General features: G+C 70.2%; 22 protein-coding genes, 1 tRNA gene and 5 pseudogenes. 12 read left to right on the forward strand and 16 right to left on the reverse strand.

Annotated elements, in window-relative coordinates; genetic code table 11:
- Nucleotides 1-60 precede the first annotated feature (60 nt).
- Together AB0D31_RS03145 and AB0D31_RS03150 are read left to right on the forward strand one after the other, a co-directional pair.
- Nucleotides 61-1,470 carry a bifunctional glycosyltransferase family 2/GtrA family protein gene (locus AB0D31_RS03145; RefSeq protein WP_362716285.1) on the forward strand — a complete coding sequence of 470 codons (1,410 nt, stop codon included), beginning with the start codon at nt 61-63 and terminating at the stop codon, nt 1,468-1,470.
- Nucleotides 1,467-3,659 (forward strand): glycosyltransferase family 39 protein, encoded by a 2,193-nt coding sequence (locus AB0D31_RS03150; protein ID WP_362716195.1) that lies wholly within the window; start codon nt 1,467-1,469, stop codon nt 3,657-3,659. Before AB0D31_RS03145 ends, AB0D31_RS03150 begins: the two co-directional genes overlap by 4 nt.
- 93 nt (nt 3,660-3,752) lie before the next feature.
- Here the strand turns inward: AB0D31_RS03150 and AB0D31_RS03155 are convergent, their stop codons facing one another.
- A complete protein-coding gene (locus tag AB0D31_RS03155; RefSeq protein ID WP_362716288.1) occupies nt 3,753-4,613 on the reverse strand; it encodes an endonuclease/exonuclease/phosphatase family protein in 861 nt (286 codons plus the stop codon).
- A 175-nt stretch (nt 4,614-4,788) separates the two neighbouring features.
- On the opposite strand from AB0D31_RS03155, the gene AB0D31_RS03160 reads away from it, so the two are divergent.
- Nucleotides 4,789-6,309 carry an MFS transporter gene (locus tag AB0D31_RS03160; RefSeq protein WP_362716198.1) on the forward strand — a complete coding sequence of 507 codons (1,521 nt, stop codon included), beginning with the start codon at nt 4,789-4,791 and terminating at the stop codon, nt 6,307-6,309.
- A 91-nt stretch (nt 6,310-6,400) separates the two neighbouring features.
- The gene (locus tag AB0D31_RS03165; RefSeq protein ID WP_362716201.1) at nt 6,401-7,177 is read left to right on the forward strand and encodes a TetR/AcrR family transcriptional regulator C-terminal domain-containing protein; all 777 of its coding nucleotides are present in this window, start codon (nt 6,401-6,403) and stop codon (nt 7,175-7,177) included.
- 176 nt (nt 7,178-7,353) lie between these two features.
- On the opposite strand, the gene AB0D31_RS03170 is transcribed toward AB0D31_RS03165, so the two are convergent.
- The 3 genes from AB0D31_RS03170 to AB0D31_RS03180 all read right to left on the reverse strand — a co-directional run bounded on the left by AB0D31_RS03170 (nt 7,354) and on the right by AB0D31_RS03180 (nt 11,421).
- On the reverse strand, nt 7,354-8,172 hold the full coding sequence (locus AB0D31_RS03170) for a YceI family protein (protein WP_362716203.1): 819 nt from the start codon (nt 8,170-8,172) through the stop codon (nt 7,354-7,356).
- A 203-nt stretch (nt 8,173-8,375) separates the two neighbouring features.
- The gene (locus AB0D31_RS03175; RefSeq protein WP_362716206.1) at nt 8,376-10,859 is read right to left on the reverse strand and encodes an MFS transporter; all 2,484 of its coding nucleotides are present in this window, start codon (nt 10,857-10,859) and stop codon (nt 8,376-8,378) included.
- A 79-nt stretch (nt 10,860-10,938) separates the two neighbouring features.
- On the reverse strand, nt 10,939-11,421 hold the full coding sequence (locus tag AB0D31_RS03180) for a MarR family winged helix-turn-helix transcriptional regulator (protein WP_362716209.1): 483 nt from the start codon (nt 11,419-11,421) through the stop codon (nt 10,939-10,941).
- Nucleotides 11,422-11,762: 341 nt separating this feature from the next.
- On the opposite strand from AB0D31_RS03180, the gene AB0D31_RS03185 reads away from it, so the two are divergent.
- Complete coding sequence (locus tag AB0D31_RS03185; RefSeq protein ID WP_362716212.1) at nt 11,763-11,981, forward strand: hypothetical protein; 219 nt, start codon at nt 11,763-11,765, stop codon at nt 11,979-11,981.
- Between the two features lie 149 nt (nt 11,982-12,130).
- Entirely contained in the window at nt 12,131-12,382 is a 252-nt protein-coding gene (locus tag AB0D31_RS03190; protein ID WP_362716215.1) for a hypothetical protein, read from the forward strand.
- Nucleotides 12,383-13,110: 728 nt separating this feature from the next.
- On the opposite strand, the gene AB0D31_RS03195 is transcribed toward AB0D31_RS03190, so the two are convergent.
- Both AB0D31_RS03195 and AB0D31_RS03200 read right to left on the reverse strand, forming a co-directional pair.
- Nucleotides 13,111-13,962, reverse strand: a complete 852-nt coding sequence (locus AB0D31_RS03195) for an RNA polymerase sigma factor SigF (protein WP_362716217.1) — start codon at nt 13,960-13,962, stop codon at nt 13,111-13,113.
- A gap of 255 nt (nt 13,963-14,217) precedes the next feature.
- Nucleotides 14,218-15,093, reverse strand: a complete 876-nt coding sequence (locus tag AB0D31_RS03200; RefSeq protein ID WP_362716219.1) for an RNA polymerase sigma factor SigF — start codon at nt 15,091-15,093, stop codon at nt 14,218-14,220.
- A gap of 403 nt (nt 15,094-15,496) precedes the next feature.
- On the opposite strand from AB0D31_RS03200, the gene AB0D31_RS03205 reads away from it, so the two are divergent.
- Nucleotides 15,497-16,291, forward strand: coding sequence for a VOC family protein (locus tag AB0D31_RS03205; protein WP_362716222.1), 795 nt, complete (start codon nt 15,497-15,499; stop codon nt 16,289-16,291).
- 99 nt (nt 16,292-16,390) lie between these two features.
- Here the strand turns inward: AB0D31_RS03205 and AB0D31_RS03210 are convergent, their stop codons facing one another.
- Together AB0D31_RS03210 and AB0D31_RS03215 are read right to left on the reverse strand one after the other, a co-directional pair.
- Nucleotides 16,391-16,684, reverse strand: a complete 294-nt coding sequence (locus AB0D31_RS03210; protein WP_328311620.1) for a Dabb family protein — start codon at nt 16,682-16,684, stop codon at nt 16,391-16,393.
- Nucleotides 16,685-16,857: 173 nt separating this feature from the next.
- Complete coding sequence (locus AB0D31_RS03215) at nt 16,858-17,019, reverse strand: hypothetical protein (protein ID WP_167158291.1); 162 nt, start codon at nt 17,017-17,019, stop codon at nt 16,858-16,860.
- Nucleotides 17,020-17,558: 539 nt separating this feature from the next.
- Between AB0D31_RS03215 and AB0D31_RS03220 the strand changes: the two genes are divergently transcribed.
- From AB0D31_RS03220 to AB0D31_RS03230, 3 genes and pseudogenes are all read left to right on the forward strand, one after another.
- Nucleotides 17,559-17,768 (forward strand): hypothetical protein, encoded by a 210-nt coding sequence (locus AB0D31_RS03220; protein WP_362716226.1) that lies wholly within the window; start codon nt 17,559-17,561, stop codon nt 17,766-17,768.
- A gap of 2 nt (nt 17,769-17,770) precedes the next feature.
- Nucleotides 17,771-18,269: pseudogene (locus AB0D31_RS03225) on the forward strand (ATP-binding protein); the annotation flags it as partial.
- Nucleotides 18,270-18,494 (forward strand): annotated as a pseudogene (locus AB0D31_RS03230) (transposase family protein); the annotation flags it as partial.
- A 314-nt stretch (nt 18,495-18,808) separates the two neighbouring features.
- Here the strand turns inward: AB0D31_RS03230 and AB0D31_RS03235 are convergent.
- Together AB0D31_RS03235 and AB0D31_RS03240 are read right to left on the reverse strand one after the other, a co-directional pair.
- Complete coding sequence (locus AB0D31_RS03235) at nt 18,809-19,489, reverse strand: hypothetical protein (RefSeq protein WP_362716229.1); 681 nt, start codon at nt 19,487-19,489, stop codon at nt 18,809-18,811.
- A gap of 359 nt (nt 19,490-19,848) precedes the next feature.
- Nucleotides 19,849-20,757, reverse strand: a complete 909-nt coding sequence (locus tag AB0D31_RS03240) for a hypothetical protein (protein ID WP_362716232.1) — start codon at nt 20,755-20,757, stop codon at nt 19,849-19,851.
- Between the two features lie 527 nt (nt 20,758-21,284).
- Between AB0D31_RS03240 and AB0D31_RS03245 the strand changes: the two are divergent.
- Nucleotides 21,285-21,416, forward strand: a pseudogene (locus AB0D31_RS03245) (IS5/IS1182 family transposase); the annotation flags it as partial.
- A 33-nt stretch (nt 21,417-21,449) separates the two neighbouring features.
- Here the strand turns inward: AB0D31_RS03245 and AB0D31_RS03250 are convergent.
- The 6 genes and pseudogenes from AB0D31_RS03250 to AB0D31_RS03275 form a co-directional block, all read right to left on the reverse strand.
- A pseudogene (locus AB0D31_RS03250) lies at nt 21,450-23,127 on the reverse strand (ISAzo13 family transposase).
- Nucleotides 23,128-23,236: 109 nt separating this feature from the next.
- Nucleotides 23,237-24,062, reverse strand: a pseudogene (locus tag AB0D31_RS03255) (transposase family protein).
- 101 nt (nt 24,063-24,163) lie between these two features.
- Nucleotides 24,164-24,248, reverse strand: a tRNA-Ser gene (locus tag AB0D31_RS03260).
- A gap of 58 nt (nt 24,249-24,306) precedes the next feature.
- Nucleotides 24,307-24,735, reverse strand: coding sequence for a tRNA adenosine(34) deaminase TadA (gene tadA, locus AB0D31_RS03265; RefSeq protein WP_362716290.1), 429 nt, complete (start codon nt 24,733-24,735; stop codon nt 24,307-24,309).
- Nucleotides 24,736-24,779: 44 nt separating this feature from the next.
- Nucleotides 24,780-25,370, reverse strand: coding sequence for a hypothetical protein (locus tag AB0D31_RS03270; protein ID WP_362716235.1), 591 nt, complete (start codon nt 25,368-25,370; stop codon nt 24,780-24,782).
- 209 nt (nt 25,371-25,579) lie between these two features.
- Nucleotides 25,580-25,777, reverse strand: coding sequence for a hypothetical protein (locus AB0D31_RS03275; RefSeq protein WP_362716237.1), 198 nt, complete (start codon nt 25,775-25,777; stop codon nt 25,580-25,582).
- Nucleotides 25,778-25,901: 124 nt separating this feature from the next.
- Between AB0D31_RS03275 and upp the strand changes: the two genes are divergently transcribed.
- Nucleotides 25,902-26,537, forward strand: a complete 636-nt coding sequence (gene upp / locus AB0D31_RS03280; protein ID WP_267058439.1) for a uracil phosphoribosyltransferase — start codon at nt 25,902-25,904, stop codon at nt 26,535-26,537.
- The last annotated feature ends 25 nt before the right edge of the window (nt 26,538-26,562 follow it).

Genomic DNA, 26,562 nt, shown 5'->3' on the forward strand with positions numbered 1-26,562 from the left:
GACCCTTCTGCCACCACGAGCGCCACGACCGCGCCGCATGCGGTGAGCCCGGCGCATCCGATGGCTCTTCCGGCCCGCCGTCACCTGCCCGTACGGCCGGCCGGGGTCCCCGTCCTCGACGTGACGGTCCCCGTCTTCAACGAGGAGCAGGACCTGGAGCGTTGCGTGCGGAGGCTGCACGCGCACCTCGCGGACACCTTCCCGTACGGCTTCCGGATCACGGTCGCCGACAACGCGAGTACCGACTCGACTCCCCTGATAGCAGCGAGACTTGAGCGCGAGATTCCCGAGGTGCGGGCCTTCCGACTTGAGGAGAAGGGGCGTGGACGGGCGCTGCGCACGGTGTGGTCGGCGTCCGACGCACCGGTGCTCGCCTATATGGACGTGGACCTCTCGACCGACCTCAACGCGCTGCTTCCGCTGGTCGCACCGCTCATCTCCGGCCACTCGGACCTGGCCATCGGCTCCCGGCTCGCCCGCTCCTCACGCGTGGTGCGCGGCGCCAAGCGGGAGTTCATCTCGCGTACGTACAACCTGATCCTGCGCGGCTCGCTCTCGGCGCGGTTCTCGGACGCCCAGTGCGGGTTCAAGGCGATCCGGCGCGATGTCGCCCAGCGGCTGCTGCCGATGGTCGAGGACACCGGCTGGTTCTTCGACACCGAGATGCTGGTCCTCGCCGAACGGGCCGGGCTGCGGATCCACGAGGTGCCGGTGGACTGGGTCGACGACCCCGCGAGCACCGTGCACATCGTCAGCACCGCCAGGGACGACCTGCTGGGTGTGTGGCGGGTGGGGCGGGCGCTCGCGGTGGGGGCGCTGCCGCTCGACCGGCTCTCCCGGCCGTTCGGCGACGACCCCCGGGACCGCCGGCTCCCCGGGGTGCCCGGCGGCCTCGCCCGCCAGCTCGTCGGGTTCTGCGCGGTGGGCGCGCTCTCCACCCTCCTCTACCTCGTCCTGTACGCACTCTCCCGCACGGAGGCCGGACCCCAACTAGCCAACGCGGCGGCCCTGTTGGTGTCGACGGTCGCCAACACCGCGGCCAACCGGCGGCTCACCTTCGGCGTGCGCGGCCGGGACCGCGCCGTACGCCACCAGGCGCAGGGCCTCGCGGTGTTCGCCATCGGGCTCGCGCTGACCAGCGGTTCGCTCGCGGCCCTCGGCGCCGCCCACGCCGACACCACGCACTCCACCGAGGTGGCCGTCCTGGTGGCGGCGAACCTCGCGGCGACCGTCCTGCGCTTCCTGCTCTTCCGCGCCTGGGTCTTCCCCGACCGCGCGGGGGCCCGCGCCGATGGGACCCCGCGGCCGGGCGCGGACCCGGCCCCCGCCCACCGCACCCAGCCGCCCGGCGCGGACTCGGCCGCAGCCCCCGCCGATCGCACCCAGCCGCCGCCCGAAGCCGACCCGGCCGCGGCCCACGCCGACCGCACCCCGTTCCACCCCGCCGAACCGAAGGGCGACGCACGATGACCACCCTCACCCCCCAGGCCGATCCGGGCGCGGGGGCCGCGCGTGCCGGGCAGCGCCGGTCCGCGCCGGCCCGGCTGTGGCGCGGCCGGCCCGAGGACCCCGCCTGGGCCCGGCCCGCGCTGTGTGCGCTGCTCGCCGTCGCCTTCGGCGCCTACCTGTGGAACCTGAGCGCCTCCGGATACGCCAACTCCTTCTACTCCGCGGCCGTTCAGGCGGGCAGCCAGAGCTGGAAGGCGTTCTTCTTCGGCTCGCTCGACGCCGCCAACGCGATCACCGTGGACAAGCCCCCGGCCGCGCTGTGGCCGATGGCCCTGTCCGTACGCCTCTTCGGCCTCGGCTCCTGGCAGATCCTGCTGCCCGAGGTCCTGATGGGGGTGGGCACGGTCGCCGTCCTGTACGCGGCGGTGCGGCGCCGGTTCAGCCCGGCCGCAGGGCTGATCGCGGGGGCGGTACTCGCCGTGACCCCGGTCGCGGCGCTGATGTTCCGCTTCAACAACCCCGACGCGCTGCTCGCGCTCCTGATGACGGTCACCGTGTACTGCGTGCTGCGCGCCCTGGAGGACGCCCGGACCAAGTGGCTGGTGTGGGCCGGGGTCGCGATCGGTCTCGCGTTCCTGACCAAAACCCTCCAGGCCTTCCTGATCCTGCCGCCCCTGGCCCTGCTGTACGCGGTATGTGCGCCCACGTCCGTACGCCGTCGACTCGGCCAACTCGCCCTCACCACAGGTGTGTTGCTGGTGTCGGGCGGCTGGTGGGTGGCGGCCGTGGAGCTGTGGCCCAAGTCGTCCCGCCCGTACATCGGCGGCTCACAGCACAACTCGTTTCTTGAACTCACCTTCGGCTACAACGGCCTCGGCCGCCTCAGCGGCGACGAGACGGGCAGCGTCGGCGGCGGAGGCGCCCGGCCCGGCGGGATGACCGCCGGTATGGAACTCCCGGCGGGCTTCCGCCGGGGCGGCGCCGGAGGCGGTGGCGGCGGCTGGGGCGCGACCGGCATCGGCCGCATGGTCAACTCGGAGATCGGCGCCCAGATCTCCTGGCTGCTCCCCGCGGCCCTGCTCCTGCTGGTCGCGGGGCTCGTCGTCACCTGGAGGGCCAAGCGCACCGACACCGCGCGGGCCGCGTTCCTCGCCTGGGGCGGGGCGCTCCTGATGACCGCCGCGATCTTCAGCTTCATGGCGGGGATCTTCCACCAGTACTACACGGTGGCCCTCGCCCCCTACATCGCGGCGCTCGTCGGCATGGGGGTGACCGTGCTGTGGGAGGAACGGTCGCGGATCTGGGCGGCGCTCGCGCTCGCGGTGACGGTCGCGGTCACGGTCGTCTGGTCGTACGTGCTGCTCGCGCGCACCCCGGAGTACGTGCCCTGGCTGCGCTGGGCGGTGCTGGTGGGCGGCCTCGCCGCGGCGCTCGGCCTCGCGCTCGCGGGCCGGCTCAACCGAAGGCTGGCGCTCGGGGTCGCGGCGGCCGGCCTCGTGACCTCCCTCGCGGGTCCCGCCGCGTACACGCTGAGCACGCTCGCCACCGGGCACACCGGCTCGATCGTCACGGCGGGCCCCGCGGGGGCGAGCATGGGCGGTGGCCCCGGGGGCCCTGGGGGCCTCGGGGGAGGTGGTGGACGCGGCGGCATGCGGTTCGGCGGCGGCCCAGGCCAGGGGGCGGGCCCCGGCGGACAGGGCAGGCCGGCCGGCACCACGGGGCAGCCACCCATTGCGCCCACTGCGCCCACCACGCCCGGTCTGACCGGCCAGACCGGCAGAGGTGGCCTGACCGGCCAAGGGGAAGGCGGTATGGGCGGCGGCGCCATGGGCGGCCTGCTCGACGGCGCCAAGGTGAGCACGCAGGCCCAGGCACTCCTGAAGAAGAACGCCGACCGGTACACCTGGGCCGCCGCCGCGATCGGCTCCCAGAACGCGGCGAGCTACCAACTCGCCACCCGGAAGCCGGTGATGGCGATCGGCGGCTTCAACGGCAGCGACCCGTCGCCGACCCTGGCCCAGTTCAAGGCGTACGTGGCCAACGGGAAGATCCACTACTTCATCGCGAGTGGCGGCGGCATGATGGGCGGCGGCGGAGGGGGCGGTAGCCAGGCCAGTGGCAGTTCCATCAGCAGCTGGGTGGAGAAGTCGTTCAAGAAGGTGACGGTCGGCACCGCCACCTTCTACGACCTGACCTCACCGGTGAGCTGAGCCGAGCTGAGCTGAGCCGCGGGACCGAGCCGAGCCCCTGAGCCGAGCGGGGTGCCGATCGGGGTGCCGGCCGGGGTGCGCTGACGGCGGGTCTCACCTGCGGATCAGCAGATCCGCTACGACGGGGCGGTGGTCCGAGGCGAGTGTCTCGGCCACCGCCGCGCCGCGTACCGACACCGTGCCCCTCTGGACCGCCACGTAGTCGATGCGGCGGTTCGGCACATCGGCGGGAAAGCTGTCGGCGCCCGGCTCCGCGTCCGTCAACTCCCGCCACAGCGGCGCGAGTTCGAGAGCGGACGGTACGGCGTTGAAGTCGCCGAGCAGGATGGTGCGGGCGCCCCGGTCGGCGTTCATGATGCGGCGGGTGTCGGCGACCTGCGCCACTCGCACCGCGGGGTCACCCCGGTAGTCGAGGTGGGTGACGTACACGTGGACCGGCACGCCCCGCACCCTGAGCCGCACCTCGCCGAAGCCGGGCGCGAGGGCGGGGACCGGGTTCGGCACCTGCGTGGAGAGCCGCGTGATCTTGTGGTTCTCGGCGCCGAGGATCGCGTACCGGGAGAGCACCGCCACGCCGAACTCCCGTCGCGGGCCGCCGGGTTGGGCGGGGCCCAGGCTGTATATCGGCGCGAACGAGACCTGCATGCCGAGCCGCGCCGCCAGCTCCGCCGCCACGTCCCGGTCCTGGCTGCGCGCGCCCCAGTGCACGTCGACCTCTTCGAGCCCGATCAAGTCGGCGTGCAGCGCGCGCACCGCCGCGGCCTGGCGGTCCAGGTCGAAGACGTCGTCCATGCCGGCGCCCGCGTGGATGTTGTACGTCGCCACGCGCAGCGGCACCGGGCGCCGCCCGGCCCCCGGGTCGGCCTGCGCCGCCGGGGCGAGCGTGAGCCCCAACAAACTTGTTGCGAGGGCCAGTTGGGTCGTACGACCGTGGAGCTTGGTCAACCTCGCCATGGTGAGCCTCGCCATGGTCAACCTCGCCATGAAAGTCCCCTTCGCCAAGAAAGTCCCCTTCACGCGGTGTCTTTCCGCGCCGCTCACCGTAATGGACTTTACGGTGTAGAAGAACAGCCTTACGGTGTAGAGCAGAACCATCGACATACGCCGTACAGGAAAATCAGGGGGCACCGTGACAGCGACGACAGCCGAGCCATCCACCACACCCACCGGGCAGCACCCGCAGCGCTGGCTCATCCTCGGCGTCATCTGCCTGGCCCAGCTCACCGTCCTGCTCGACAACACCGTCCTCAACGTCGCCATCCCCTCCCTCACGACCTCGCTCGGCGCGGCCACCGCCGACATCCAGTGGATGATCAACGCGTACTCGCTGGTCCAGTCGGGGCTGCTGCTCACCGCGGGCAGCGCGGCCGACCGCTACGGACGCAAGAAGATGCTCGCAGCGGGGCTCGCGCTCTTCGGTATCGGCTCGCTGGCCGCCGGCCTCGCGCAGAACGCGGGGCAGCTGATCGCGGCCCGCGCGGGCATGGGCATCGGCGGGGCGCTGCTCATGACCACCACGCTCGCCGTCGTCGTGCAGGTCTTCGACGCCGAGTCCCGGGTGAGGGCCATCGGTATCTGGGCGACGATCAGCTCGCTCGGCTTCGCCGCGGGCCCGCTCATCGGCGGCGTCGTGCTCGACCACTTCTGGTGGGGCGCGATCTTCCTGGTCAACATCCCGGTCGCGGTCCTCGGCCTGGTCGCCGTGGTCACCCTCGTACCGGAGTCGAAGAACCCCTTGGGTGACCGGCCGGACCTGCTCGGGGCGCTGCTTTCCACGGTCGGTATGACCGGGGTGGTCTACGCGATCATCTCCGGGCCGGGCCACGGCTGGTTCTCCGTCCAGGTGCTGGTCTCGGCGGGCGTCGGCGTGGTCTTCCTCGCGGCGTTCGCGCGCTGGGAGCTGACCGTCGAGCATCCGATGCTGGACATGCACTTCTTCCGCAACCAGAGGTTCGTCGGCGCGGTCGCCGGGTCGATCCTGGTCGCCTTCGGCATGGGCGGCTCGCTCTTCCTGCTCACGCAGCACCTCCAATTCGTCCTCGGATACGGGCCGTTGGAGGCGGGGCTGCGCACGGCGCCGCTCGCGGTCAGCGTCATCGTGCTCAACATGACGGGCGTCGGCGCCAAACTGGTGGCGAAGGCCGGCACCCCGCGGGCCATCGCGATCGGCATGAGCGCCACCGCGGCCGGGCTCGCCGCGATCGCGCTGCTCGGCGGGCACAGCTACGGCGGCACGCTGCTCGGCCTCGTCGTGATGGGCACGGGCATCGCGCTGTCCATGCCGGCCATGGCCAACGCGATCATGAGCGCGATCCCGCCGGAGAAGGCGGGCGTGGGCGCGGGAGTGAACGGCACGCTGGGCGAGTTCGGCAACGGGCTCGGCGTCGCGGTCCTCGGCGCCGTCCTCAACGCGCGGTTCGCCGCGCTGGTCCCGGTCGCGGCGGCCTCGCTGCCCGCGGCCCTCGCGGCGGCACCCGACACCGCCGAGCGGGGCCGGATCGCCGACGCGTTCGCCTCGGGCCTTGAGACGAGTCAGCTGGTCGGCGCGGGCGCGGTGCTCGCGGGCGGGCTGCTCGCGGCGGTCCTGCTCCACCGGGCAGAACGATCCGCGCCCGCGCCCGCGCCCGCCGGGGCGGCTCCCGCGGCATAGCATCGTCGGGGGTGGGAGCCCCGAATTCCGGACATGACCCCAGGGACGCGACCCGACGGGCCGGCGGAATCAAGGACCGAGGAGGGCAGCGATGGTGTCGGCGGCGGACCGTACGAAGGACGCGGCGCGTACCAGCGTGTGGCTCGGGGGCAAGGCGGCCCCGCGGGGGCGGCGTGCGGAGCCGGGCGAGGGCGGGCCTGCGCTCGACCGGGACCGGATCACCGCCGAGGCCGTACGGCTGCTCGACGCCGAGGGCGCCGTGAAGTTCTCCATGCGGCGCCTCGCTACGGAGCTCGGGGTCACCGCGATGTCCCTGTACTGGTACGTCGACAACAAGGACGACCTCCTCGAACTCGCCCTCGACGCGGTGTTCGCGGAGATCCAACTGCCCGACATGGAGGACGAGTCGGCGGACTGGCGCGATCAGCTCCGCACGGTCGTGGTGGGCTACCGCGCCGTCTTCGTCCGCCATCCCTGGGCGTCGGGGCTGATCGGCCGCTACCTCAACATCGGCCCGCACTCGATGGCGTTCTCACGCACGGCCCAGCACATCCTGTCCCGCACGGGGCTGCCCGCGCACGGGCAGATGGGCGGGCTCGCGGCGGTGTTCCAGTTCGTGTACGGGTTCGGCACGATCGAGGGCACGTTCGTACGGCGGTGTGCGGATGCGGGGCTTACGCAGGACGAGTTCTTCGCGGAGGCGATGGGGGCGTTGGCCTCTCAGCCGGAGTACCGGGACCAGTTCGCGGATGCGGCGTCGCTCATGGCTGCGCGGGGTGGGGAGACGGTGCAGGACATGCGGCAGCGCGACTTCGACTTCGCGCTGTCGATCCTGATAGCGGGCATCGAGGCGCTGAGCACCCCATAACCCCCCGGGGCTCCGCCCCGGACCCCGTTTCGCGCCTTAAGGGCGCTCGTCCTCAAACGCCGGACGGGCCGGCTGTGCCGGTGCCGCCCGGCACCGGCACAGCCAGGGGCGCGGGGAACTGCGCGGGACGTGCCCATGGTCCGCAGACGCAAGCGGGGTTGCCCGGCGGCCCGGGGTCACGCCGTGGGGAGGGTGGCGCCCTGGACCGTTTGGATGTCCAGTTCGACCCGCAGCGTCGTGCCGATCGCCGAGATCCCCGCCTGCACCACCTGGTTGTAGTTCATCGCGAAGTCCTCCCGCCGCAGCTCCGCCGTCGCCCGGTACGCCGCCCGCACCCCGCCCCACGGGTCGGGACCCGTACCGAGGTACGACAGGTCGAGGTCGACCTCGCGGACCACTCCGTGCAGCGAGAGCTCACCCCGTACCGTCCAGCGGTCCGGCCCGGCCGGGGCCAGGTCCGTGCTGCGGTAGGTGATCTGCGGGAAGCGCTCGACGTCCAGGAAGTCCGCGGACTTCAAATGGCCGTCCCGCATCGCGTTGCCCGTGTCGATGGACGCCGCCCCGATGACCGCCTCGACCCGCGACTTCTCCAGGTCCTCCGCGATCTCGATGCGTCCGCCGAACTCCCCGAACCGCCCGTGCACGCTGGAGATCCCGAGGTGCTGGGCGACCGCGCCGACCGACGAATGTGCCGGGTCGATCGTCCAGGGCCCCGGCGGCGGCAGCTCCACGCCGCCCTGCCGGGCCAGTACCACCGTGCCGACCGCGGCCCGCCCGCTCGCCGTGACCAGCGCCGTGGAGGCGGCCGGCGCGTAACCGACGGCCGTCACGATCACCGTGTACGGGCCGGGCGTGAGGGCCACGTCCGCCGACACCGAACCGTCCTCCGCCGCGCCGACGCGCAGCACCTGCGCGCCCGTCATGTCGGTCATCGTCACCACGGCGTGCGAGATCGCCCAGCCGTCGCGCGTGCGTACCTGTGCCCGCAGTCCCATCCCGTTTTCTCTCCTCAAGTGCAACTCACGTGCAAAAGGCCATGTGTGAAAGGCCGGGCCCCGGGGGCGGGACGGCCGGCCGTCCCCTGCCCGCCGCCCCTTCCCCGGGGCCCATTTCCACGCCGGGCGCGCTCCCGCCTCCGCTCGAAGCGGGGCCGCGCCCGGGGGTCTGTGAACTACTCGTCCGGACCGTTCGGCCCGAACTACTCGCCGGGGTGGGCGAGTTCGATGTCGTGGCCGTCGACACCGCGGCCGGCCACGGTCAGCGAGCCGGCCACCGGCGGGTAGCCGGTCGCGATGACCGTGTACTCGCCGGAGTTCAGGTCGGCGAAGGCGTACGCGCCGTCGTCGCCCGTCGTCGCGCCGGCGACCACGTTGCCCGCCGCGTCGAGCAGGGTGACCCGGGCGTCGGCCAGCGGACGCCGGTCGGCGCCGCCGCGTACCGTGCCCTGGACCAGCGCGCCGGCCTGGAGCGCGGCCTCGATGCGGGTCACACCGTGCCCGGAGATCTCCACCGGCAGCGCCAGCGGGCGGAAGCCGTCCGCGTTGACCGCCACGGTGACCTGGCCGGGAACGAGCTCGCCGAAGGTGAAGTCACCCGTCGTACCGGACTTCCCGGTGGCGAGCAGGTCGCCCCGCACATCGGTCACGATCACCATCGCGCCCTCGACGGGCGCCCCGGTCTCCGCCGCCTTCACCGCGCCGACCAGGCCGCTGGTGCCGGACAGGAGGATGTCGTACGCGAGCGCATCTGCGCCCACGACGATGGTGGAGGCCTGCGGCTGGAAGCCGTCGGCCGCGGCGATCAGGACGTAACTGCCGGCGCCCGGAGCCGCGAGCAGGTATCCGCCGTCGGGGCCCGCCACCGCGCGGCCCAACTGGCTGCCGCCGAGCGAGATCAGCGTGACGGCGGCGGAGGCGACGGGCGCCCCCTCGGCGCCGCGGACCGTGCCGCGCACCGGGGTGCCGTCGAGGACGGGAGCGGTGAGGGTGTCGGCCACCGGGGCCTGGACCGCCGCCTGGGGGGAAACCTGGGCAGGGGCCTGGGCGGGCGCCGCAGCGACGGCGGGCGCCTCCTGCGACTGCGGCTCGGCGCCGCCCACCGCACGGGTACGCAACGGGATCTCCTTGATGAACAGCGTGATCAGGAACGCGAGCAGCGCGCACGGCGCCGCGTACAGGAACACATCGCCGACACCGTGTCCGTACGCGCTCTCGATGACGGTACGGATCGGCGCGGGCAGCGTCGCCAGGTCCGGGATGGCCCCGGAGCCGCCGCTGCCGCTCTTGGCCGCCGCGGCGCCCTGCGGGCCGAGCGCGGTGAGGCCGTCGGTGACGTAGTGGGTGACCCGGTTGGCCATGACCGCGCCGAGCGCCGAAACGCCGACCGCACCACCGAGGGAGCGGAAGAAGACGACGACGGAGGAGGCCGAGCCGAGGTCGGCGGGGGAGACCTGGTTCTGCGTGCACAGGACCAGGTTCTGCATCATCATGCCGATGCCGAGGCCCATGAGCGCCATGTAGATGGCGAGGTGCCAGTACGGCGTGTCGTAGCGCATCGTGCCGAGCAGACCGAGGCCCGCCGTCACCAGCACACCGCCGCTGACCAGCCACGCCTTCCACTTGCCCGTCTTGGTGATCACCTGTCCCGAGACGGTGGACGCGATGAAGAGTCCGCCGATCATCGGGATCGTCATGACACCGGACATCGTCGGCGTCTTGCCGCGCGCCAACTGGAAGTACTGCGAGAAGAAGACCGTGCCCGCGAACATCGCGACACCCACGAAGAGCGAGGCGAGCGAGGCGAGGGTGATGGTGCGGTTGCGGAAGAGGCGCAGCGGGATGATCGGCTCGCTGGCCTTCGACTCGACGAGCACGAACAGCGCTCCGAGCACGATCGAGCCGCCGACCATCGCGTACGTCTGTCCCGAGATCCAGTCGTACTTGTTGCCCGCGAAGGTCACCCAGACCAGGAGCAGCGAGACCGCGGCGCTGATCAGGACGGCGCCGGTCCAGTCGACCTTGACGTCCCGCTTCACTACGGGGAGCTTCAGGGTCTTCTGGAGCACGATGAGCGCGATGACCGCGAACGGCACGCCGACGTAGAAGCACCAGCGCCAGCCGAGCCAGCTGGTGTCGGTGATCAGACCGCCGAGCAGCGGTCCGCCGACCGTCGCGACCGCGAACGTGGCTCCGAGGTAGCCGCTGTAACGGCCGCGCTCACGCGGCGAGATCATGGCGGCCATGATGATCTGGGCGAGCGCGGAGAGACCGCCGACGCCGATGCCCTGGAACACGCGGCAGGCGATGAGCATGCCCGAGCTCTGGGACAGACCGGCCACGATCGAGCCGGACACGTAAATGACCAGGGCTATCTGGACCAGCAGCTTCTTGCTGAACAGGTCCGAGAGCTTGCCCCACAGCGGGGTGGTCGCGGTCATCGCGAGCAGCGAGGCCGTCACGACCCAGGTGTACGCGGACTGGCCGCCGCCCAGGTCGCTGATGATGTGCGGCAGCGCGTTGGAGACGATCGTCGAGGACAGGATCGCGACGAACATGCCGAGGAGCAGTCCGGACAGCGCCTCCATGATCTGCCGGTGAGTCATCGGCGCGCCACTCTCGGAGGGCGCGTGCCCTCCGTGCTTGGCGTGGCCGCCCCGCACACCGGCTGGTGTGGTCGTAGCCATGAAATTCCTTGTCTTGTACGTCTGTTGGCGGGTGTACGGGTCTGTCGCCGAGCTCGTCGCCCGGCGGCACCGGGTGTTGCTAAGCGGGGGTACGGGTCGGTGGGCGGGTCTCGGGAACCCGGGTGTGGGGTGCCCTGCAGTCCCCGAAGGATTCGCGCAGACGGGCCAGCATCGCGTTGAGCTGCCCGACCTCGTCGTCGGTCCAGTCGCCCAGGGTGTGCGCGAACATCTCCGTGGTGCGCAGCCCGAGATCGTCGACCATGGCCCGGCCCGCGGGGGTGAGCCGCAGGATGCGCGAGCGCTTGTCGGCGGGGTCGGCGGACCGTTCGATCCAGCCTCGCTGGGCGACGTGCGCCACGTGACGACTCGTCACCGACATGTCCACCGCGAGGAGTTCGGCGAGCCTGCTGATCCGGATCTCGCCGTGGCGCTCCAGGAGGGTCAGCACGGCGGCCGAGCCGGCGGGGCACTCGGACGGCAGAATCCGCGCGAGCCCGCGCTTGACGGCGCCGATCGCACTGAGCTGTCGCCCCAGCTCCTCATAGAGGCTCTGCGCGGCCATGGACACCTCCCGAAATCTTGTTGCTTCGGGCAACCATAAGATTGTTGGTTGCCGAAGGCAAACTAAATGACGGGGTTGGCGGCAAAGGAAAAGCAAAGCATTCGCAAGTGAAAACCCAAGGTGCAGGTCGGGGGCTTGCGGAGGCGGGTGTGGGGTGATCGGGGAGAGAGGGTGAGGGGGTGGTGACGGGGGTGGTGAGGGGGTGGTGACGGGGGTGGTGAGGGGGGTGGTGACGGGGGTGTGGGCGCGCGCGCCGCGAGGCCGCCGGAGCCGCCCCGCGGGCGCGTTCGCGCGGGGGCGGGGGTTGGGCCCGACCCTCAACTTCGCTAGGGTCCTGCCCCATGGCACACAACCCCCACGCACCCCAGGGTCCCGAGGGCAACTACGACCCCGCGGGCTCCACGCAGATGTTCCGCGCCTTCGTCGACGAGGGCGCGCCCCAGAGCCGCCAGCCGGCCACCCCGGCGGCGCCGCCCGCGGGCCCGCGGGTCGGTCTCATCGTCGGCGTGGTGGCCGTGATCGTGATCCTCGCGGCGGTGGGGTGGCTGGCGCTGGGCTGACGCCACGGCATCGCATCCGCGGGCGACCGGTTCCCGTGAACCCCGCCGAGCACACGCGGGCCTCCGCGCCCCTTGACTGCCCGGTGCCGACCGGCAGGCACATCTTCAGCCCGTCGTGGAGGTCCACCCGGGGCGCGGGCTACTGCCAAGTGGCCGTTATCGAGCGGGTTTCCACTCGCATCCCGAGCGGCACGCGCCACGCCTCCACACACACCCCGTACGTCCGCGACACCACCGCCCCCGCCGCGATCGGGGCCGGCAGCGCCTGGCGGGAAGTGATGGTCGCCCAGTCCACCCCGAGCAGCCCGATGATGTGCGTCGCGAACACGGCACTGCCCGATGTCACCGCCGTACCCCCGGTGTTGTGGAACCGGACCGTGACGTTCTCGCACCACCGGTGATCCCCCGCCGAGCGGCTCGGCGCCCCCACGCTGAGTACCGCGGGCCCTGCGGGCGGTGTGGGCGGCGCGGGCCTGCCCGGGGTGGAGGGCGTACCGGGTGGGGTGCTGGGCGCGCCTCCTGGCGCATGGCCGGTGGATGGTGAACCGCCGGGAGAAGAGGGGGCGTTACCGCGATTCTCCGCGGGGATGCCCTCTCCTGGCCCCGCCGTGTCGGACGGCGTACCGGATGAGCCGGTCGTGCCGGAGGTGTCGGGCGTACCGGAGGGGCCGTATGCGCCCGGTGCGCTCGGTCCGCTCGATGGGGCGGACGGAGCGGACCGACCCGCCGTACCCGGAACATCGGACATACCCGATGCCGGACGCGTACCCGAGCCCGCATCCCCCGCTCCGTCCAGCGGAACGAGCGCCACCTTTCCGCTGGGAGGCACCGCGTGGCCAGGGCCCGAGGGGCCGGTGCCGGCCGCGCCCACCGCCACGTACCCCGTTCCGGAGCCGCCGCCCGTGCACGCCGCAAGCGTGCCGCCCAGGCCCAGGCCCAGGCCCAGTACCACCGTCGCCGAGACGCCGATCAGCACAGCACGTCGTCGCATCGCGCCAGTGTGGCTGACGATGCGTCAATTAACTAGAGCGCGCGCCCCTGGTTGAGAGGCGCGCGAGATGCGTCGGCCGGATACGCGAGGTGAGTCGGTCGGAGACGCGAGGCGGGTCAGTCGGATACGCGAGGCGGGTCAGTCGGAGATCAGGCCCTCGCGGAGCTGGGCGAGCGTGCGCGTCAGGAGGCGTGAGACGTGCATCTGCGAGATGCCGACCTCCTCGCCGATCTGCGACTGCGTCATGTTCGCGAAGAAGCGGAGCATGATGATCTGCCGCTCCCTGGGCGGGAGTTTGGCCAGCAGCGGCTTCAGCGACTCGCGGTACTCGACGCCTTCGAGCGCCGTGTCCTCGTAGCCGAGCCGGTCCGCGAGCGAACCCTCGCCGCCGTCGTCCTCGGTGGTGGGCGAGTCGAGCGAGGAGGCGGTGTAGGCGTTGCCGACCGCGAGCCCGTCGACCACGTCCTCCTCGGACACGCCGAGAACCGCGGCCAGTTCGGGCACGGTGGGCGAGCGGTCGAGCTTCTGGGCGAGCTCGTCGCTCGCCTTGGTGAGGGCGAGCCGCAGCTCCTGGAGGCGGCGCGGCACCCGCACCGACCACGACGTGTCGCGGAAGAACCGCTTGATCTCACCGACGACCGTGGGCATCGCGAACGTGGGGAATTCCACGCCCCGTTCGCAGTCGAACCGGTCGATCGCCTTGATCAGGCCGATCGTGCCGACCTGGACGATGTCCTCCATCGGCTCGTTGCGGCTGCGGAACCTGGCCGCCGCGTACCGCACGAGCGGCAGGTTGAGCTCGATGAGGGTGTCGCGTACGTAGGTCCGCTCCGGACTGTCGGTGTCCAGCGTGGCCAGGCGCAGGAACAGGGAGCGGGACAGCGTGCGGGTGTCGATGGCTGCGGTGTTTGCGGCGTGTCGGTGCACGGCGGGTGCCGGTGCGCTCTTGGTGAGCGTGAGCACCTTCGAGCTGCCCAGTTCTACGGACATGCCAACCCCCTGGAAGTTGCGGCGGTCGCGGACGGTCGCGTTGGGCCACGACCATCGGAGGAAGCAGCCTCCACCTGAATACCGGACGGGGGGCTGCGGCAAACGCGGTTTCAGCAGAATGTCACATGTCGGCAACACGCTGTAGTGACATGTCGACAAGGCGCTTGGGAGTACCCGCAGGATGCAGGGGGTGCGGCACTTTCCTGGCGAAAATTTTTCCCTGGAGGTGTCAGGGACCCGGATCACTCGATCCGGTCACGCCTCGATTCGATTTGCGGATCGCAGTCGGGCGAAGCTCCTGGCCAAAAGCCTTGACACGTGCATCTGTGAGACGCCCAGTTCCTGACTGATCTGGGACTGCGTCAGGTTGCTGTAGTAGCGGAGCATGAGGATCCGCTGTTCGCGTTCGGGCAGCTGCACAAGGAGATGGCGGACCAGGTCGCGGTGTTCGACGCCGGCGAGCGCGGGGTCCTCGTAACCGAGCCGGTCGAGCAGGCCGGGCAACCCGTCGCCCTCCTGGGCGGCCTCCAGGGAGGTCGCGTGGTAGGAGCGGCCCGCCTCGATGCAGGCGAGCACCTCGTCCTCGCCGATCCTGAGCCGCTCGGCGATCTCGCCCGTCGTCGGCGAGCGGCCGTGCAGGGTCGTCAGGTCCTCGGTGGCGCCGTTCACCTGCACCCACAGCTCGTGCAGCCGGCGCGGTACGTGCACGGTGCGGACGTTGTCGCGGAAGTACCGCTTGATCTCGCCGACGACGGTGGGCATCGCGAAGGTGGGGAACTGCACGCCGCGGTCCGGGTCGAACCGGTCGATCGCGTTGATCAGCCCGATCGTGCCGACCTGGACGACGTCCTCCATGGGCTCGTTGCGCGAGCGGAACCTGGCGGCCGCGTACCGCACCAGCGGCAGGTTCGCCTCGATCAGCGCCCCGCGTACGCGGCCGTGCTCGGGCGTACCCGGTTCGAGGTTCTTCAGCTGGCCGAACAGCACCTGGGTGAGGGCACGGGTGTCGGCGCCCCTGGTGGAGGCGGTTCTGACGGGTCCTCTGGGGCCCTCCGAGTCCTGGGCGGGCACGTCGGGGGCGTCCTGGGGCTCGTTCTGGGGCGGCACTTGAGGCGTAGTACTGGCCGGCACGGTCACGCCACCCCTTAGTCCTTGGTTTGGGATCTCGATCCTCGGTCAACTCATCCGTCAAAAGCGGTCATAGCATCACAAGACATGTCCACTGTGTGCAAGCACCGTATAACCACGTGTTGAGGGCAAGTTGGGGCAGATGGCCCCGCCTGGAGGGTGATGGCCCAGTCCCCGCAGGGGCACCGCGGGGCCGGGGGTGACACCGGGCGGCGGCGGGGTGATGTCCCGGTCCTGGCGCCACGGCAGCCCCCGCCGTTCTCCAGCCCGCTGTGCCGAACGGGTGGCCGTGTCCTTGCTCCGCGCATGGTCCCCGCCCGGGCGGAAACCCGGGTGCGGGTGGCGTACGACCGCCCTACGCTGCGATCGCGCTGAGCAGATGGCGGGTGTGATGGGTGTGACGGGTATGACCAGCGAGCTGTTCGCGCTTTGTTTCCGCACGCCCGAGCCGTCGCGCCTCGCCGGGTTCTGGGCCGGGCTGCTCGACCGGGAGGCGGTCGGCGGCCCCGGCGGCGCCGTCACGGTCCGGCCCCCCGACGGCGCGGGGTTCCGCCTGCGATTCCTGCCGGCCGGTCACGAGCCGAAGACCGGCCAGAACCGCGCCCACTTCGACCTTACGAGCGAGTCGCCGGAGCAGCAGCGCCGGACGGTGGACAGGGCGCTCGCGGCGGGTGCGCGCCACATCGACGTCGGTCAACTCCCGGAAGAGGGCCACGTGGTGCTCGCCGACCCGGACGGCAACGAGTTCTGCGTCATCGCGGCCGGCAACCGCTTCCTCGCCGACACCGGCTTCGTCGGAGCCCTGGCGTGCGACGGCACGCGGGAGGTCGGTTACTTCTGGAGCGAGGCGCTGGGGTGGCCGCTGGTGTGGGACCAGGATCAGGAGACCGCGATCCAGTCGCCGGAAGGCGGCACGAAGATCACCTGGGGCGGTCCACCGGTGGCGCCGAAGTCGGGCCCGAACCGGCTGTACTTGGAGCTCGCGCTCCCCGCAGGGGCCGATGCGGCCGCCGCGGACAGGGAGATCGAACGTCTCGTCTCGCTCGGTGCGACGCGCACGGGCTGGGGCGAGGACGAGGGCGAGGGCGACGGCGACGGCGCGGGGAACGGCGAAGGTGGCGGTGCGGCCGAGAGCGAGGGCGGACGGGCCCTGCTGCTCGACCCCGACGGCAACGAGTTCTCCGTACGCGTGCCCCGGTAGCGGGCTCGCCGCGAGAACCGCGGGGCCGACAACCGCGCGGCCGATTACCGCGGGCCGACGTGAGAACGCCGCCGTCGGATCAGACGTCGGATCAGACGATCAGAACGGGTAGTCGGCGATCACCCAGGTGGCGAACTCGCGCCACTGGCCGGCCGCCGCCTGGTGCGCGGGGTGCTCGATGTAGCGCTTGAGGGCGTCCGCGTCCGCCACGGCGGAGTTGATGGCGAAGTCGTACGCGATGGGCCGGTCGGTGATGTTCCAGGCGCACTCCCAGAACTCGATCTCGGGAACGAGCCCGTCGAGCTCCTGGAAGGCCTTCACACCGGCGACCACACGCTCGTCGTCGCGCTCCACGCCTTCGTTGAGCTTGAACAGGACCAGGTGGCGGATCATGACTCTCTCCTATGACATGACTCAGGGCATACGGCACGGCTCGCGCCGTACGGAACCAGGTATGTGGCCTGCGGCGGCCATGACGGCCATGACGGACCGCAACGGAACACGAGGGACTGCAACGGACCGCGAGGGACCGCAACGGACCACACCGGCCCAGGGGCTCCGCCGGCTCAGCGAATCAGGTTCGTCATGAACTCGCCGACACCCTTGGCCGCGCTCGATATGCCCTCGAACCCGGTCTGGACCATTCCGGCGGCCTGCACGGGCGACGTGATGATCGTGTAAAGCACGAAGACCACGGCTATGTAGAGCAGGACCTTCTTGATGTCCACTGTGCCCGACCCCTCCCCGGCGCCGCCCCTGTGCGGTCGGGTGAGTCTAACTGCAGCTCCGCCCGTACTCACCCGGCCTTTAAGGACCAAGGACCCCGCGATCGAGGCCCTTTGCCCGACGGTACGGACGTGACGGGAGGGCAGGATGGTTCTTGAGCCCACCACATCTGGCAGGAATGCGGTGGGCGAGGAACAGGACCTCACTGCGGGGTCCGCGCCGCAAGCTTCCCCCCTGACTGCGGCGCGGGCTTGCAGGTCCTGTTCTCATCGGGGGGAGCGGCTTGTCCCCCCGATGCCGCTCCCCCCGCCCGAACGTCGAAGCCCCGGTCGCCCAGCGGCCGGGGCTTCCTCGCGTCGGGTGCCGTACGCCGACGAAGAGGATTGCGTGCCGTACGCCGGCGAAGAGGCTCGGGGGCCGTTCCCGACGCACGCAAAACACCCCCCTGACTGCGTTTCCGCAGATCAGGAGGGTGTGAAAGCGGTAGCGGAGGGATTTGAACCCTCACCGCACGCCAGCGTTCCTGGAACGCGGCATCACCATGACCGTGCAGCGCATCAGCGAGGCGTCCAGCGGCATTCACGCAGCCGTGTACGCCACGTTCCTGGCCGTGCTCTCCACACACGGCCGGTGCGGTTGCCTCACCGACGCCCACACAGACCGCCTGTTCGCCGCCGCTCAGACCGTGGGCGAATCGGGCCGGCACTGTGCGGACGCGTGGGCCAACGCCCGCGCCGCACTGGGGATGTAGCCATGTCCGAGGACGAAAAGACTCCGGCCCGGCAGATCATCACCGACTACGCACAGAGCCACTTCCGGTACTTCCGTACGCCTGACGGAACCGTCTACGCCCAGAAGAACGGCCACCCTGTCGCCCGACCTATCCGCTCAGGGCACGACCGGGAGCCACCGCCAGGAACTCATGGTGGGGTTGTTCAAGGACGGGTGCGGCGTATTCAACGGAGCCGCTCTCAAGGAGGCATTGGACTTGATCGAAGCACTCGCACTGTCCGAAGACACCCAGCCCGTGCACATCCGCGTTGCCCCGGGCTTTGACGGGGCGACGCGGCTGGACTTGGGTCGCAGCGACGGACAGTCGGTCCGCATCCACCCCACCGGGTGGGAGATCACCGTTCCCGACCCGCGTGAGGTGTGCTGGCGGCGCACCCAGCTCACCGGCGAACTGCCCCTGCCGGTGAAAGACACAAATGGCAGGGGCATCGACCTGTTGATGCGGCTCTGCAACTTCGCCCTGGCCACCGTGCTCTACCTCCGCAAACTCGGCACCCAAGACCTGCTTGCCCAGCTCTTCGGGGTCAACGGCAGCACCCTCACCAGGGCCGTTCACCAAATCCAGCCCCTTCTGGCCGAGCACGGCAACACCATTCCACCCTCGACAGCCGGGTTCCGCACACCCGCTGACGTCACCGCGTTCCTCTCGAACAGCGGTCCCACAAAGATCAAATCAACACGTTGATTCTCTGCCAGCCCTAAGGCGAAACCGGCCAGGGCAGGGAGGTCTGGTGCGCCCGCGGCCCCTGTCATGGCGGCCTTGGGCTGCGGGCGCGCCCCCAGCACATCGGGCGTGCCTTGACTCCTGGATGGCTTACGTCACCGGCGTGTCGCACCGCTACCGCAGCGGCACCAGGCCCCGGGACCCAAGTGCCCGACATGCACGTCGCACCGGGCTGTGCGCCGGCGCGCCCATCCTTGGGGACCGCGGCGTCGCGGAAGGGCAGCATGGGGGCTGGCCGTAAACGCTGGCCCGACGGGTAGCCGTGGCGAGTGCGGCTATTGCGCGCGTGCGGGCGCGGGCTGGCCTGCCTTCAGTCGCGCCGAGCGTGCGAAGGGGAGGGCTGGGCTGTCGGTGTCCGGCTGGTCCTGTTGTGTCTCATGGAGCACGGTGGTGGCAAGGTGGCGTAGGGCATCAGCGTGTTCGGTGAGAACGCGGCGGGTGTGGGAGTCGTCTGGGTCGGTGAGCAGCAGGCGGGCGGCGGTGTTGATGGCCCGCAGCCGTGGCTTTTGGGCGTCGCGATGGTAGGCGGGGAGGCACCGCCATGCGGTGTTGGCGATGGTGACGAGCCGCCAGGTGGGCGATACGGAAGGTTCCACCTCGTAGAAGCGCAGGGCGTGGCGGCTGACAAGCCAGTACGACAGGGCCAGTGATGTACCGGCAAGGGCGTCGAACGCCAGCCACAGGTACGGGAGTCGGCGGTGCCCGGTCAAGGCGTCGGCCAGCCACGCGAGGCCGGCGCCGCCCGCGCCGAAAAGAGTCAGGGCGGCCATAGTGAAGAGCAGCACCGCAGGAAGGAGGCCAATACAATTATCGCTCTCCAGCCGGGTCAGTCCTTTCCAGTGGGGAGCGAGATACCTGGCGTACCGCACTGTTCTGGGGGCGGGTTCGATGACGGCGATACGTCTCGCCCAGCTTACAGCCATAGCGATTTCACTCCAGAAGTCCTGGGTTTGCACATATTGGACGTTTGAAGGAACGAGCGAAGCGGGCTTACGGCCCTGTCATGGAAATGGAATAACGTTTTTGCATGGGATGTTACGTCGAATAGCAGGGGCGCAATAGAGGCGCGCAAGGGGGCGCCTCACGCATTACGCGCACGGGGGCGGAGCCAACCCCGCTAGGCTGCGGCGTGAAATAACGTTTCTTTATGAGACTTATGCGACTCAACGTCGAATTGGGGGAACTGTCCAGGCGCATTAATGCTTAGATGATGGAGCTTTCGGTCGGCCCCGGGCAGCGCGCCCAAGCCTGGCTGGCCTACGGCGGTGGCTAGCCATATGGGCGCGTACCGTCGGGCCAGCCACCATGCACGAACCTACTGCGGACCTGGCGAGGCCATTTGCCAATGGTTGAGGATCCCGTCCCAGTTGTAAGCGGCGGTCGGGGCATCGGTTGGAACATACGGCTCGTAGTATTCCTGCGTCCAGGCCCCTGGGTGGCCTGCTAGAGGCGGGGGCGGTACGGCACCGACGCCAGAGGACGGGTACCTGCAGTGCTCGGATGAGTTCTCGTCGTATCCAGAATCATCCGCCGGTGCGGCCTGGCCCCGGGAGCGGCGGTGACGGCCCGACTCCCGGGCCTGTTGCTCGCTCATCCGTCCCTCGGCGGACAGCTGCTGCACGCGGGACACCAACTGCACCAGCTCCAGCCCAAACTGACTCGCCAGAACGGTCAGGTCGAGACCCTGCTGCCAGCTGTTGACCAGCAGTGCATCCAGTGCGGCCGTCCACTGCTGTCCACCCGCCGCCGGATAGGCGGACGCGGGCGGCCTGACAGGCGGCGTCGTTGGATAATCGTACGGCTCCTGCGCAACCGCAGGCTGCGGTTGATTCTGAGAGGGCTGACCCTGTGCCGGTGCGGCCTGAACGGCCTGCCCCTGAGCAGGCGGAACCCGACCATAAGCCTGCCCTTGCGGACTCGGCCCCGCCGACGGCGGGGCATAGGTCTGTCCCGCGGCCGGCGGTTCGAATGCGTCATACGCCTCTGGAACAGGTTCGTCCTGCTGGCGCGGCGGGGGAACGAGAAGCGAATCGGCAACGCTCCGCGCGTTGTCCTTACCCACGGAGCGCCGGGCCTGCCGCACCTCCCGTTCATGCAGCCCGAGCAGTCCCGCCACCACCCCGTCACTGCCCACAGTGACGGCGAACGCTGCCAGCGTCTGGCTCCGGTTGGCCTGCGCTTCATCCAGCGACACCTGAGTTTCCCGCACATGATCGTCGCTCATACAAAATGCCCTCGCAAGCACCGCATGGCGTTCCCACAATTGCCTAGGTTCCATACCGCACTTAACGCCCTAGAGCCTGTTCGGCTCCGCTCCGATCCGATCGCCACTCGATTGGCCCCTCCGGTCGCCGCGAAGGTGGGTACGCATTCTGCCCGGGCCCCCGAATGGTCCAATCCTTCTGCAGAGAAGCGTCGTTGAACTGAAGTGCCTCAAATTAAAACGCCTCTGCTGCGACGCCTGGGAACCTGGATGATGTACTCCGCCAGCCACGGTGGCACCGCCGCTCTCCCGCCTGCCGTATACCTCGAACAATCTGGACGAGTGGTCAAACTGGAATACGCTGGCGAACCCCTTATCGCCCTGCTTGCCGCGCTGGACCACATCAGGGACAGCGCCCACCCCCGCCCCAAATTCGGGCCAGACGTGGAGGCACGTCGAGCCCATGCCGGCGTACCGGCCCAGAAAGCACGCGTCTAATCGCCCGAGTAAGGCTCCGGCTGTGGGCCGCCCATGCTGGGCCGTGGCGTCGCCGCCGACAGATCCCGCACACCATCCCGGAGAAGCGTGACCAGGCCAGCCACCGCCTGCGCAGGGGCTCGGACGGAGGCCGCCCGTCCGCATTCGACCGCGAGATGTACAAGAAGAGGAACCGCGTCGAATGCCGGACCGGCTTGTTAAGGGCTGGCAGAGAATCAACGTGTTGATTTGATCTTTGTGGGGCCGCTGTTCGAGAGGAACGCGGTGACGTCAGCGGGTGTGCGGAACCCGGCTGTCGAGGGTGGAATGGTGTAGCCGTGCTCGGCCAGAAGGGGCTGGATTTGGTGAACGGCCCTGGTGAGGGTGCTGCCGTTGACCCCCGAAGAGCTGGGCAAGCAGGTCTTGGGTGCCGAGTTTGCGGAGGTAGAGCACGGTGGCCAGGACTCTGTCGGTGGCGGTGAGCTTGTCCTTCGCCCCGGCGCCGCGAGTTCGGACGCGCTCTCCTCCTCGTTGCTGTAGCCGTTTTTGCTCACGTAACTCATCGAGTGTCGGGGCGAGTTGGCCGAGGAGTTCGTCCAGTTCCGGTTCGGGCATGCCGGTCAGCTCCGGATGTCGCAGATGCCAGGTGCGGTGCTGCGGGGACGGATCGCCGGCCAGCCGCGGGTTCTTGGCGGTGTCGCGGGGTCGTGGATGGAGGGTGTAGTTCCAGTCGCCGTGGAAGCGGTGCCGGTGCATGGGCAGGGCGTCAATGTCGCTGTCGGTGACCTTGATGCCTGTGTCGTAGGTGCCATGGTCGAGTTCGGCGTGGACTTTCAGCCCGGTGCGGGTGGTGGTCGCCGCGATGCTGTTCACGATGACGTCGTGGCTGGTCAGCGGGCGGCCGCGCCAGTTCATGGAGGTGTGGGAGAACAGCCGGTGCTCGATCTTGTTCCACTTCGAGGTGCCCGGCGGCATGTGGCAGACCGTTATGTCCAGGCCGGTCTCGGTGGCCAGGGCTGCGAGGTGAGTCTTCCAGGCGCGGGTGCGGTAACCGTTGGATCCGCCCGCGTCCGCAGTGATCAGCAGACGGGCGGCGGCCGGGTAGTCGTGCCGGCCTCGGGCCTGCCACCAGCGTCGGATGGAGGCGACAGCGAACGCGGAGGTGTCGTGGTCAGTGCCGACGCTGACCCAACCTGTGTTCGCGGCGATGTCATAGATCCCGTACGGGATCGCCTTGCCCGGTCCCTGCCGGCCCAGGAAGTCGTGCGCCTTGACCAGTACCGGCTCGCCCTCGGGCCGCCACTGACGCCCGGCGTTCTTGTAGTCGCCGACGAGTTCCTTCTTCTTCGTGTCCACGCTGATCACCGGCCGGCCGACGCCCATGTGCTGTCTGGCCTGCTCGTTGATGTAGTGGAACTGGGCGTCACGGTCCGGGTGCTGCTTGCCCTCGATGGTCTTGGAGCCGGCCTGGAGGCTGAAGCCCTCCTGGCGCAGCAGGTCTCCGACCGTGTCCGCGCTCACCCTGTGCCCCTGGTGGGTGAGTTCGGCCGCAAGGTTCCTGGTCGACTTCACCGTCCAGCGCAGCGGCGACATCGGATCGCCCCGCTCGTCTGGTTCCACCAGCGCCAGCAGCGCGGGGGCCGCAGCCCTGGATCAAGCTCCACGGCCTTCTTCCGTCCACCGCCTGGCTTCCGCACCCGGCCCAACGGGCCTTCGCCGGCCTCCAACTCGTCCACACCCTTGCGGACCGTCGTCTCGCTTGCCTGGGCCGCCCTTGCGACCGCGCGGACACCACCGTCCCAGAACCCGGGCCTCGGCCCCCATCAGCAGCCGCCGCTGCCGCTCGTCCAGATGCGGGAACAACACCCGGAACCTCACAGCGAGTTGACGGCAAACATCGTCCGGGATGCCCATACCAGACCAACGAGCCGAATCACGCGACGCAACACGTTGATTCTCTGCGAGCCCTTACGAGTTGGTGCGTGATAGCGGTGAGGTGTGTTGGCCTTGCTGACGGCGGTCTTCAGATGGTGGCGGTGCGGTCGGAGACGAGGCCGGCGATGGCGCGGTAGGTGTCGGGCAGGCGGTCGCGTCGGTGGGTCCAGTGGGTCAGTTGTTCCAGCGTTTGTGGTCGGCGAGGGCGTGTTCGACGGTGATGCGGTCGGATGAGTGGTCGTGGCGGTCGCGTTCCCACTGTTCGACTCTGCCGGGCAGTGCTCCTGGGCGCGGTTTTCTGGGTGGTGTGATCGCTTGTCCGCGGTGGTCGCGGCTGAGGCCGAGGTAGCCGTTGCCCAGGGGGACTTCGACGTTCGGGGAATTGCTGGAAGCAGATGTCGATGCCTTCGTTGCGGGCAGCCGTGGCGTCGTGCATACGTCCAGGCCGCAGGGCATCAGCCCATCATGTGCGGCCTCGCCAGTCAGCAATGACGGTGGCCTTCATGGTGTTCTGCTTCTTTTTGCCGGAGACGAACGCGCGTCGGCCGCCGCGGCTGGGCGGTGGCCTGCGGACCTGGATCTCGGTGGCGTCCAGCCGCAGCTCGATGCCCTCGGCCTGGGCGTAGGCGAACACGTCTGTGAGCGTCCGAAGACGCAGGCCGGGGTGGTCGGGGACCGCGTACCCCCGTTCGGCCAGGAGCGTGCGTACTTCTGCGATCGCTCGGGTGACGGTGGAACGGTCGACACCGAACAGCAGCCCCAGCACTGAGTGCGGCAGGTCGTGCCGCAGATGGATCAGCGTGGCCACAAGTCGGTCGACGAACACCAGTCGATGGCTGGCGCCGGCACCCGCAGCCCGCCTGGCCCCGCCCCGCGCAGCATGACGGCGGCCCTCGATGCTGTGAGCGAGTCATTGCAGGGCAATGGCGCCGCCTCACGCCCCAACTGAGACGGAAACTGAGACGGACCAGCACGAAGGGCCCGGTTCAGATGAACCGGGCCCTTCGTCTACCTGCGGTAGCGGAGGGATTTGAACCCTCGGTGAGTTTCCCCACACTCGCTTTCGAGGCGAGCTCCTTCGGCCGCTCGGACACGCTACCGAGAGAGAGCTTAGCCCAAGGTGGGCCGTGGTTTGAAATCGGTTCGGGGAGAGCTGGATCACCGCTGCCGGAAGAACGCCGTGAGCTGCGCCGAACACTCCTCTTCCAGGACTCCGCGGACGACCTCGGGGCGGTGGTTGAGCCGTTGGTCGCGTACGAGGTCCCACAGGGAGCCGGCCGCGCCGGCCTTGTCGTCGCGGGCGCCGTACACGACCCGGTCGAGCCGGGACTGCACGATGGCGCCCGCGCACATCACGCACGGCTCCAGGGTGACGACGAGCGTGCAGCCGGTCAGCCGCCACTCGCCCCACTTGAGGGCCGCGCGCCGGATGGCGAGGACTTCGGCGTGCGCGGTCGGATCGCCCGCCGCCTCGCGTTCGTTGTGGCCCGCCGCGAGGAACGTGCCGTCCGGGGCGAGCACGACCGCGCCGACCGGCACGTCGCCGGCCGACTCGGCCCGGGCCGCCCCGGCCAGGGCGGAGCGCATCGGCTCCGCCCACCGTTCGCGTACGGGATCGTGCGGGTCGGGCACTAGCGGACGGCCTCCAGGACCTCGGCCGCGCCCAGCGCGTCCGCGATCGTCACGAGGGCGTCGCCGTCGAGTGCCAGGAGGCGGCGCTCGCTCACTCCGAGGTCGGCGAGGATCGCGCTCTCGCCGAGCGGTCCTGCCGGGGCGGCGCCGTCCGACGAACCGTCAGGGCCGTCCGGTCCGTCCACGGCGTCCGCCACGTCGTCCGGTTCGGCCGCTTCGTCTTCGTATCCGTCCTCCGTGCCGTCGAGGTCAAGGGTGTCCAGCTCGTCCTCCTCGTCGTCCTGGTCGTGGCCGAGCAGTTCGTCGGTGAGCATGGCCCCGTACGAGGAGCGGGCGGCGACGGCGGCGTTGGAGACGAAGACACGAGGGTCCTCCTCGCCGTCGACGCGGACGACGCCGAACCAGGCGTCCTCCTGCTCGATGAAGACGAGCACCGTGTCGTCGGCCCCGTCCGCTGCTGCTTCCCTGGCCAGGTCGGCCAGGTCGGACAGCGTCTCCACATCGTCGAGCTCTGTGTCGCTCGCTTCCCACCCGTCTTCGGTGCGCGCGAGCAGTGCGGCGAAGTACACCGTGACTCTCCCACTGGTCATAGACATGCCGGTTGGGGGTCCCCCCGGCTGTGGCTTCCTTCGGAATCGTGGCAGAAAACACCGCGGTTGCGAGAGTTCTTCCGCGGTTGGGTTTTCCCGGTCGCCGTGATCACGGGTTCCGACACGTCGTGATCACGGGTTCCGGCCACCCCGCCCGGGGCTCCCGGTGGCCGTGGTTCACGGGGCCGTCGAAGCACCGGTATCGCGGGTCACCAGCGGAAGGTTCGCATGCGCATGGCCTGGCGCATACGGGCCGCGCGGGCGCGCCGGGGCTGGACCCGGTCGCGCAGGGCCTTCGCCTCGTGCAGTTCGCGCAGGAAGTGGGCGCGTCGCCGCCTGCGCTCCGCGTCGCTCTCCGGTTGTGGCTGACGCTCACGTCGTTGCTGGGGGTCGTGCTCGTCCGGCATTGGGTCACACCGCCCGGGTTCGGTTCCTGCCTCTCCACCTTCCCCCCGTTCGGTCGATTGACGCCAGCTCGGACCGAGGACGGATGGGACGCGGTGCCCTTGTGCCCCGGCTACTGTGGACGTCATGCGGATCCATGTCGTCGACCACCCTCTCGTGGCGCACAAGCTCACCACGCTGCGCGACAAGCGCACCGACTCCCCGACCTTCCGGCGGCTCGCCGACGAGCTGGTCACCCTGCTCGCCTACGAGGCCACCCGGGACGTGCGCACCGAGCAGGTGGACATCGAGACGCCGGTGACGCCGACGACGGGCGTGAAGCTCTCGTACCCGCGCCCCCTGGTCGTGCCGATCCTGCGCGCAGGCCTCGGCATGCTCGACGGCATGGTGCGGCTGCTGCCCACCGCCGAGGTGGGATTCCTCGGGATGATCCGCAACGAGGAGACCCTGGAGGCCTCCACGTACGCGAGCCGGATGCCCGAGGACCTCTCCGGCCGTCAGGTGTACGTGCTCGACCCGATGCTGGCGACCGGCGGCACGCTCGTCGCGGCCATCCGCGAGCTGATCAAGCGCGGCGCCGACGACGTGACGGCCGTGGTGCTGCTCGCCGCGCCCGAGGGCGTCGAGGTCATGGAACGCGAGCTCGCGGGCACGCCGGTGACGGTCGTGACCGCCTCGGTCGACGAGCGCCTCAACGAGCACGGCTACATCGTGCCGGGTCTGGGCGACGCGGGCGACCGGATGTACGGGACCGCCGACTAGCGGGTACGAGTCCACCGATCGGCGA

Origin of the sequence: Streptomyces sp. NPDC048361 (assembly GCF_040651795.1) — a bacterium.
In the GTDB taxonomy this organism is placed as follows: Bacteria; Actinomycetota; Actinomycetes; order Streptomycetales; family Streptomycetaceae; genus Streptomyces.

Excerpts from the sequence above, each read along its gene's own strand:
- AB0D31_RS03145 (WP_362716285.1), top strand. The coding sequence starts at position 61 with ATGGCTCTTCCGGCCCGCCGTCACCTGCCCGTACGGCCGGCCGGGGTC.
- AB0D31_RS03150 (WP_362716195.1), top strand. The coding sequence starts at position 1,467 with ATGACCACCCTCACCCCCCAGGCCGATCCGGGCGCGGGGGCCGCGCGT.
- AB0D31_RS03155 (WP_362716288.1), bottom strand. The coding sequence starts at position 4,613 with ATGGCGAGGTTGACCAAGCTCCACGGTCGTACGACCCAACTGGCCCTC.
- AB0D31_RS03165 (WP_362716201.1), top strand. The coding sequence starts at position 6,401 with ATGGTGTCGGCGGCGGACCGTACGAAGGACGCGGCGCGTACCAGCGTG.
- AB0D31_RS03170 (WP_362716203.1), bottom strand. The coding sequence starts at position 8,172 with ATGGGACTGCGGGCACAGGTACGCACGCGCGACGGCTGGGCGATCTCG.
- AB0D31_RS03175 (WP_362716206.1), bottom strand. The coding sequence starts at position 10,859 with ATGGCTACGACCACACCAGCCGGTGTGCGGGGCGGCCACGCCAAGCAC.
- AB0D31_RS03180 (WP_362716209.1), bottom strand. The coding sequence starts at position 11,421 with ATGGCCGCGCAGAGCCTCTATGAGGAGCTGGGGCGACAGCTCAGTGCG.
- AB0D31_RS03185 (WP_362716212.1), top strand. The coding sequence starts at position 11,763 with ATGGCACACAACCCCCACGCACCCCAGGGTCCCGAGGGCAACTACGAC.
- AB0D31_RS03195 (WP_362716217.1), bottom strand. The coding sequence starts at position 13,962 with ATGTCCGTAGAACTGGGCAGCTCGAAGGTGCTCACGCTCACCAAGAGC.
- AB0D31_RS03205 (WP_362716222.1), top strand. The coding sequence starts at position 15,497 with ATGACCAGCGAGCTGTTCGCGCTTTGTTTCCGCACGCCCGAGCCGTCG.
- AB0D31_RS03210 (WP_328311620.1), bottom strand. The coding sequence starts at position 16,684 with ATGATCCGCCACCTGGTCCTGTTCAAGCTCAACGAAGGCGTGGAGCGC.
- AB0D31_RS03220 (WP_362716226.1), top strand. The coding sequence starts at position 17,559 with ATGACCGTGCAGCGCATCAGCGAGGCGTCCAGCGGCATTCACGCAGCC.
- AB0D31_RS03240 (WP_362716232.1), bottom strand. The coding sequence starts at position 20,757 with ATGAGCGACGATCATGTGCGGGAAACTCAGGTGTCGCTGGATGAAGCG.
- tadA (WP_362716290.1), bottom strand. The coding sequence starts at position 24,735 with ATGCGCTCCGCCCTGGCCGGGGCGGCCCGGGCCGAGTCGGCCGGCGAC.
- AB0D31_RS03270 (WP_362716235.1), bottom strand. The coding sequence starts at position 25,370 with ATGACCAGTGGGAGAGTCACGGTGTACTTCGCCGCACTGCTCGCGCGC.
- AB0D31_RS03275 (WP_362716237.1), bottom strand. The coding sequence starts at position 25,777 with ATGCCGGACGAGCACGACCCCCAGCAACGACGTGAGCGTCAGCCACAA.
- upp (WP_267058439.1), top strand. The coding sequence starts at position 25,902 with ATGCGGATCCATGTCGTCGACCACCCTCTCGTGGCGCACAAGCTCACC.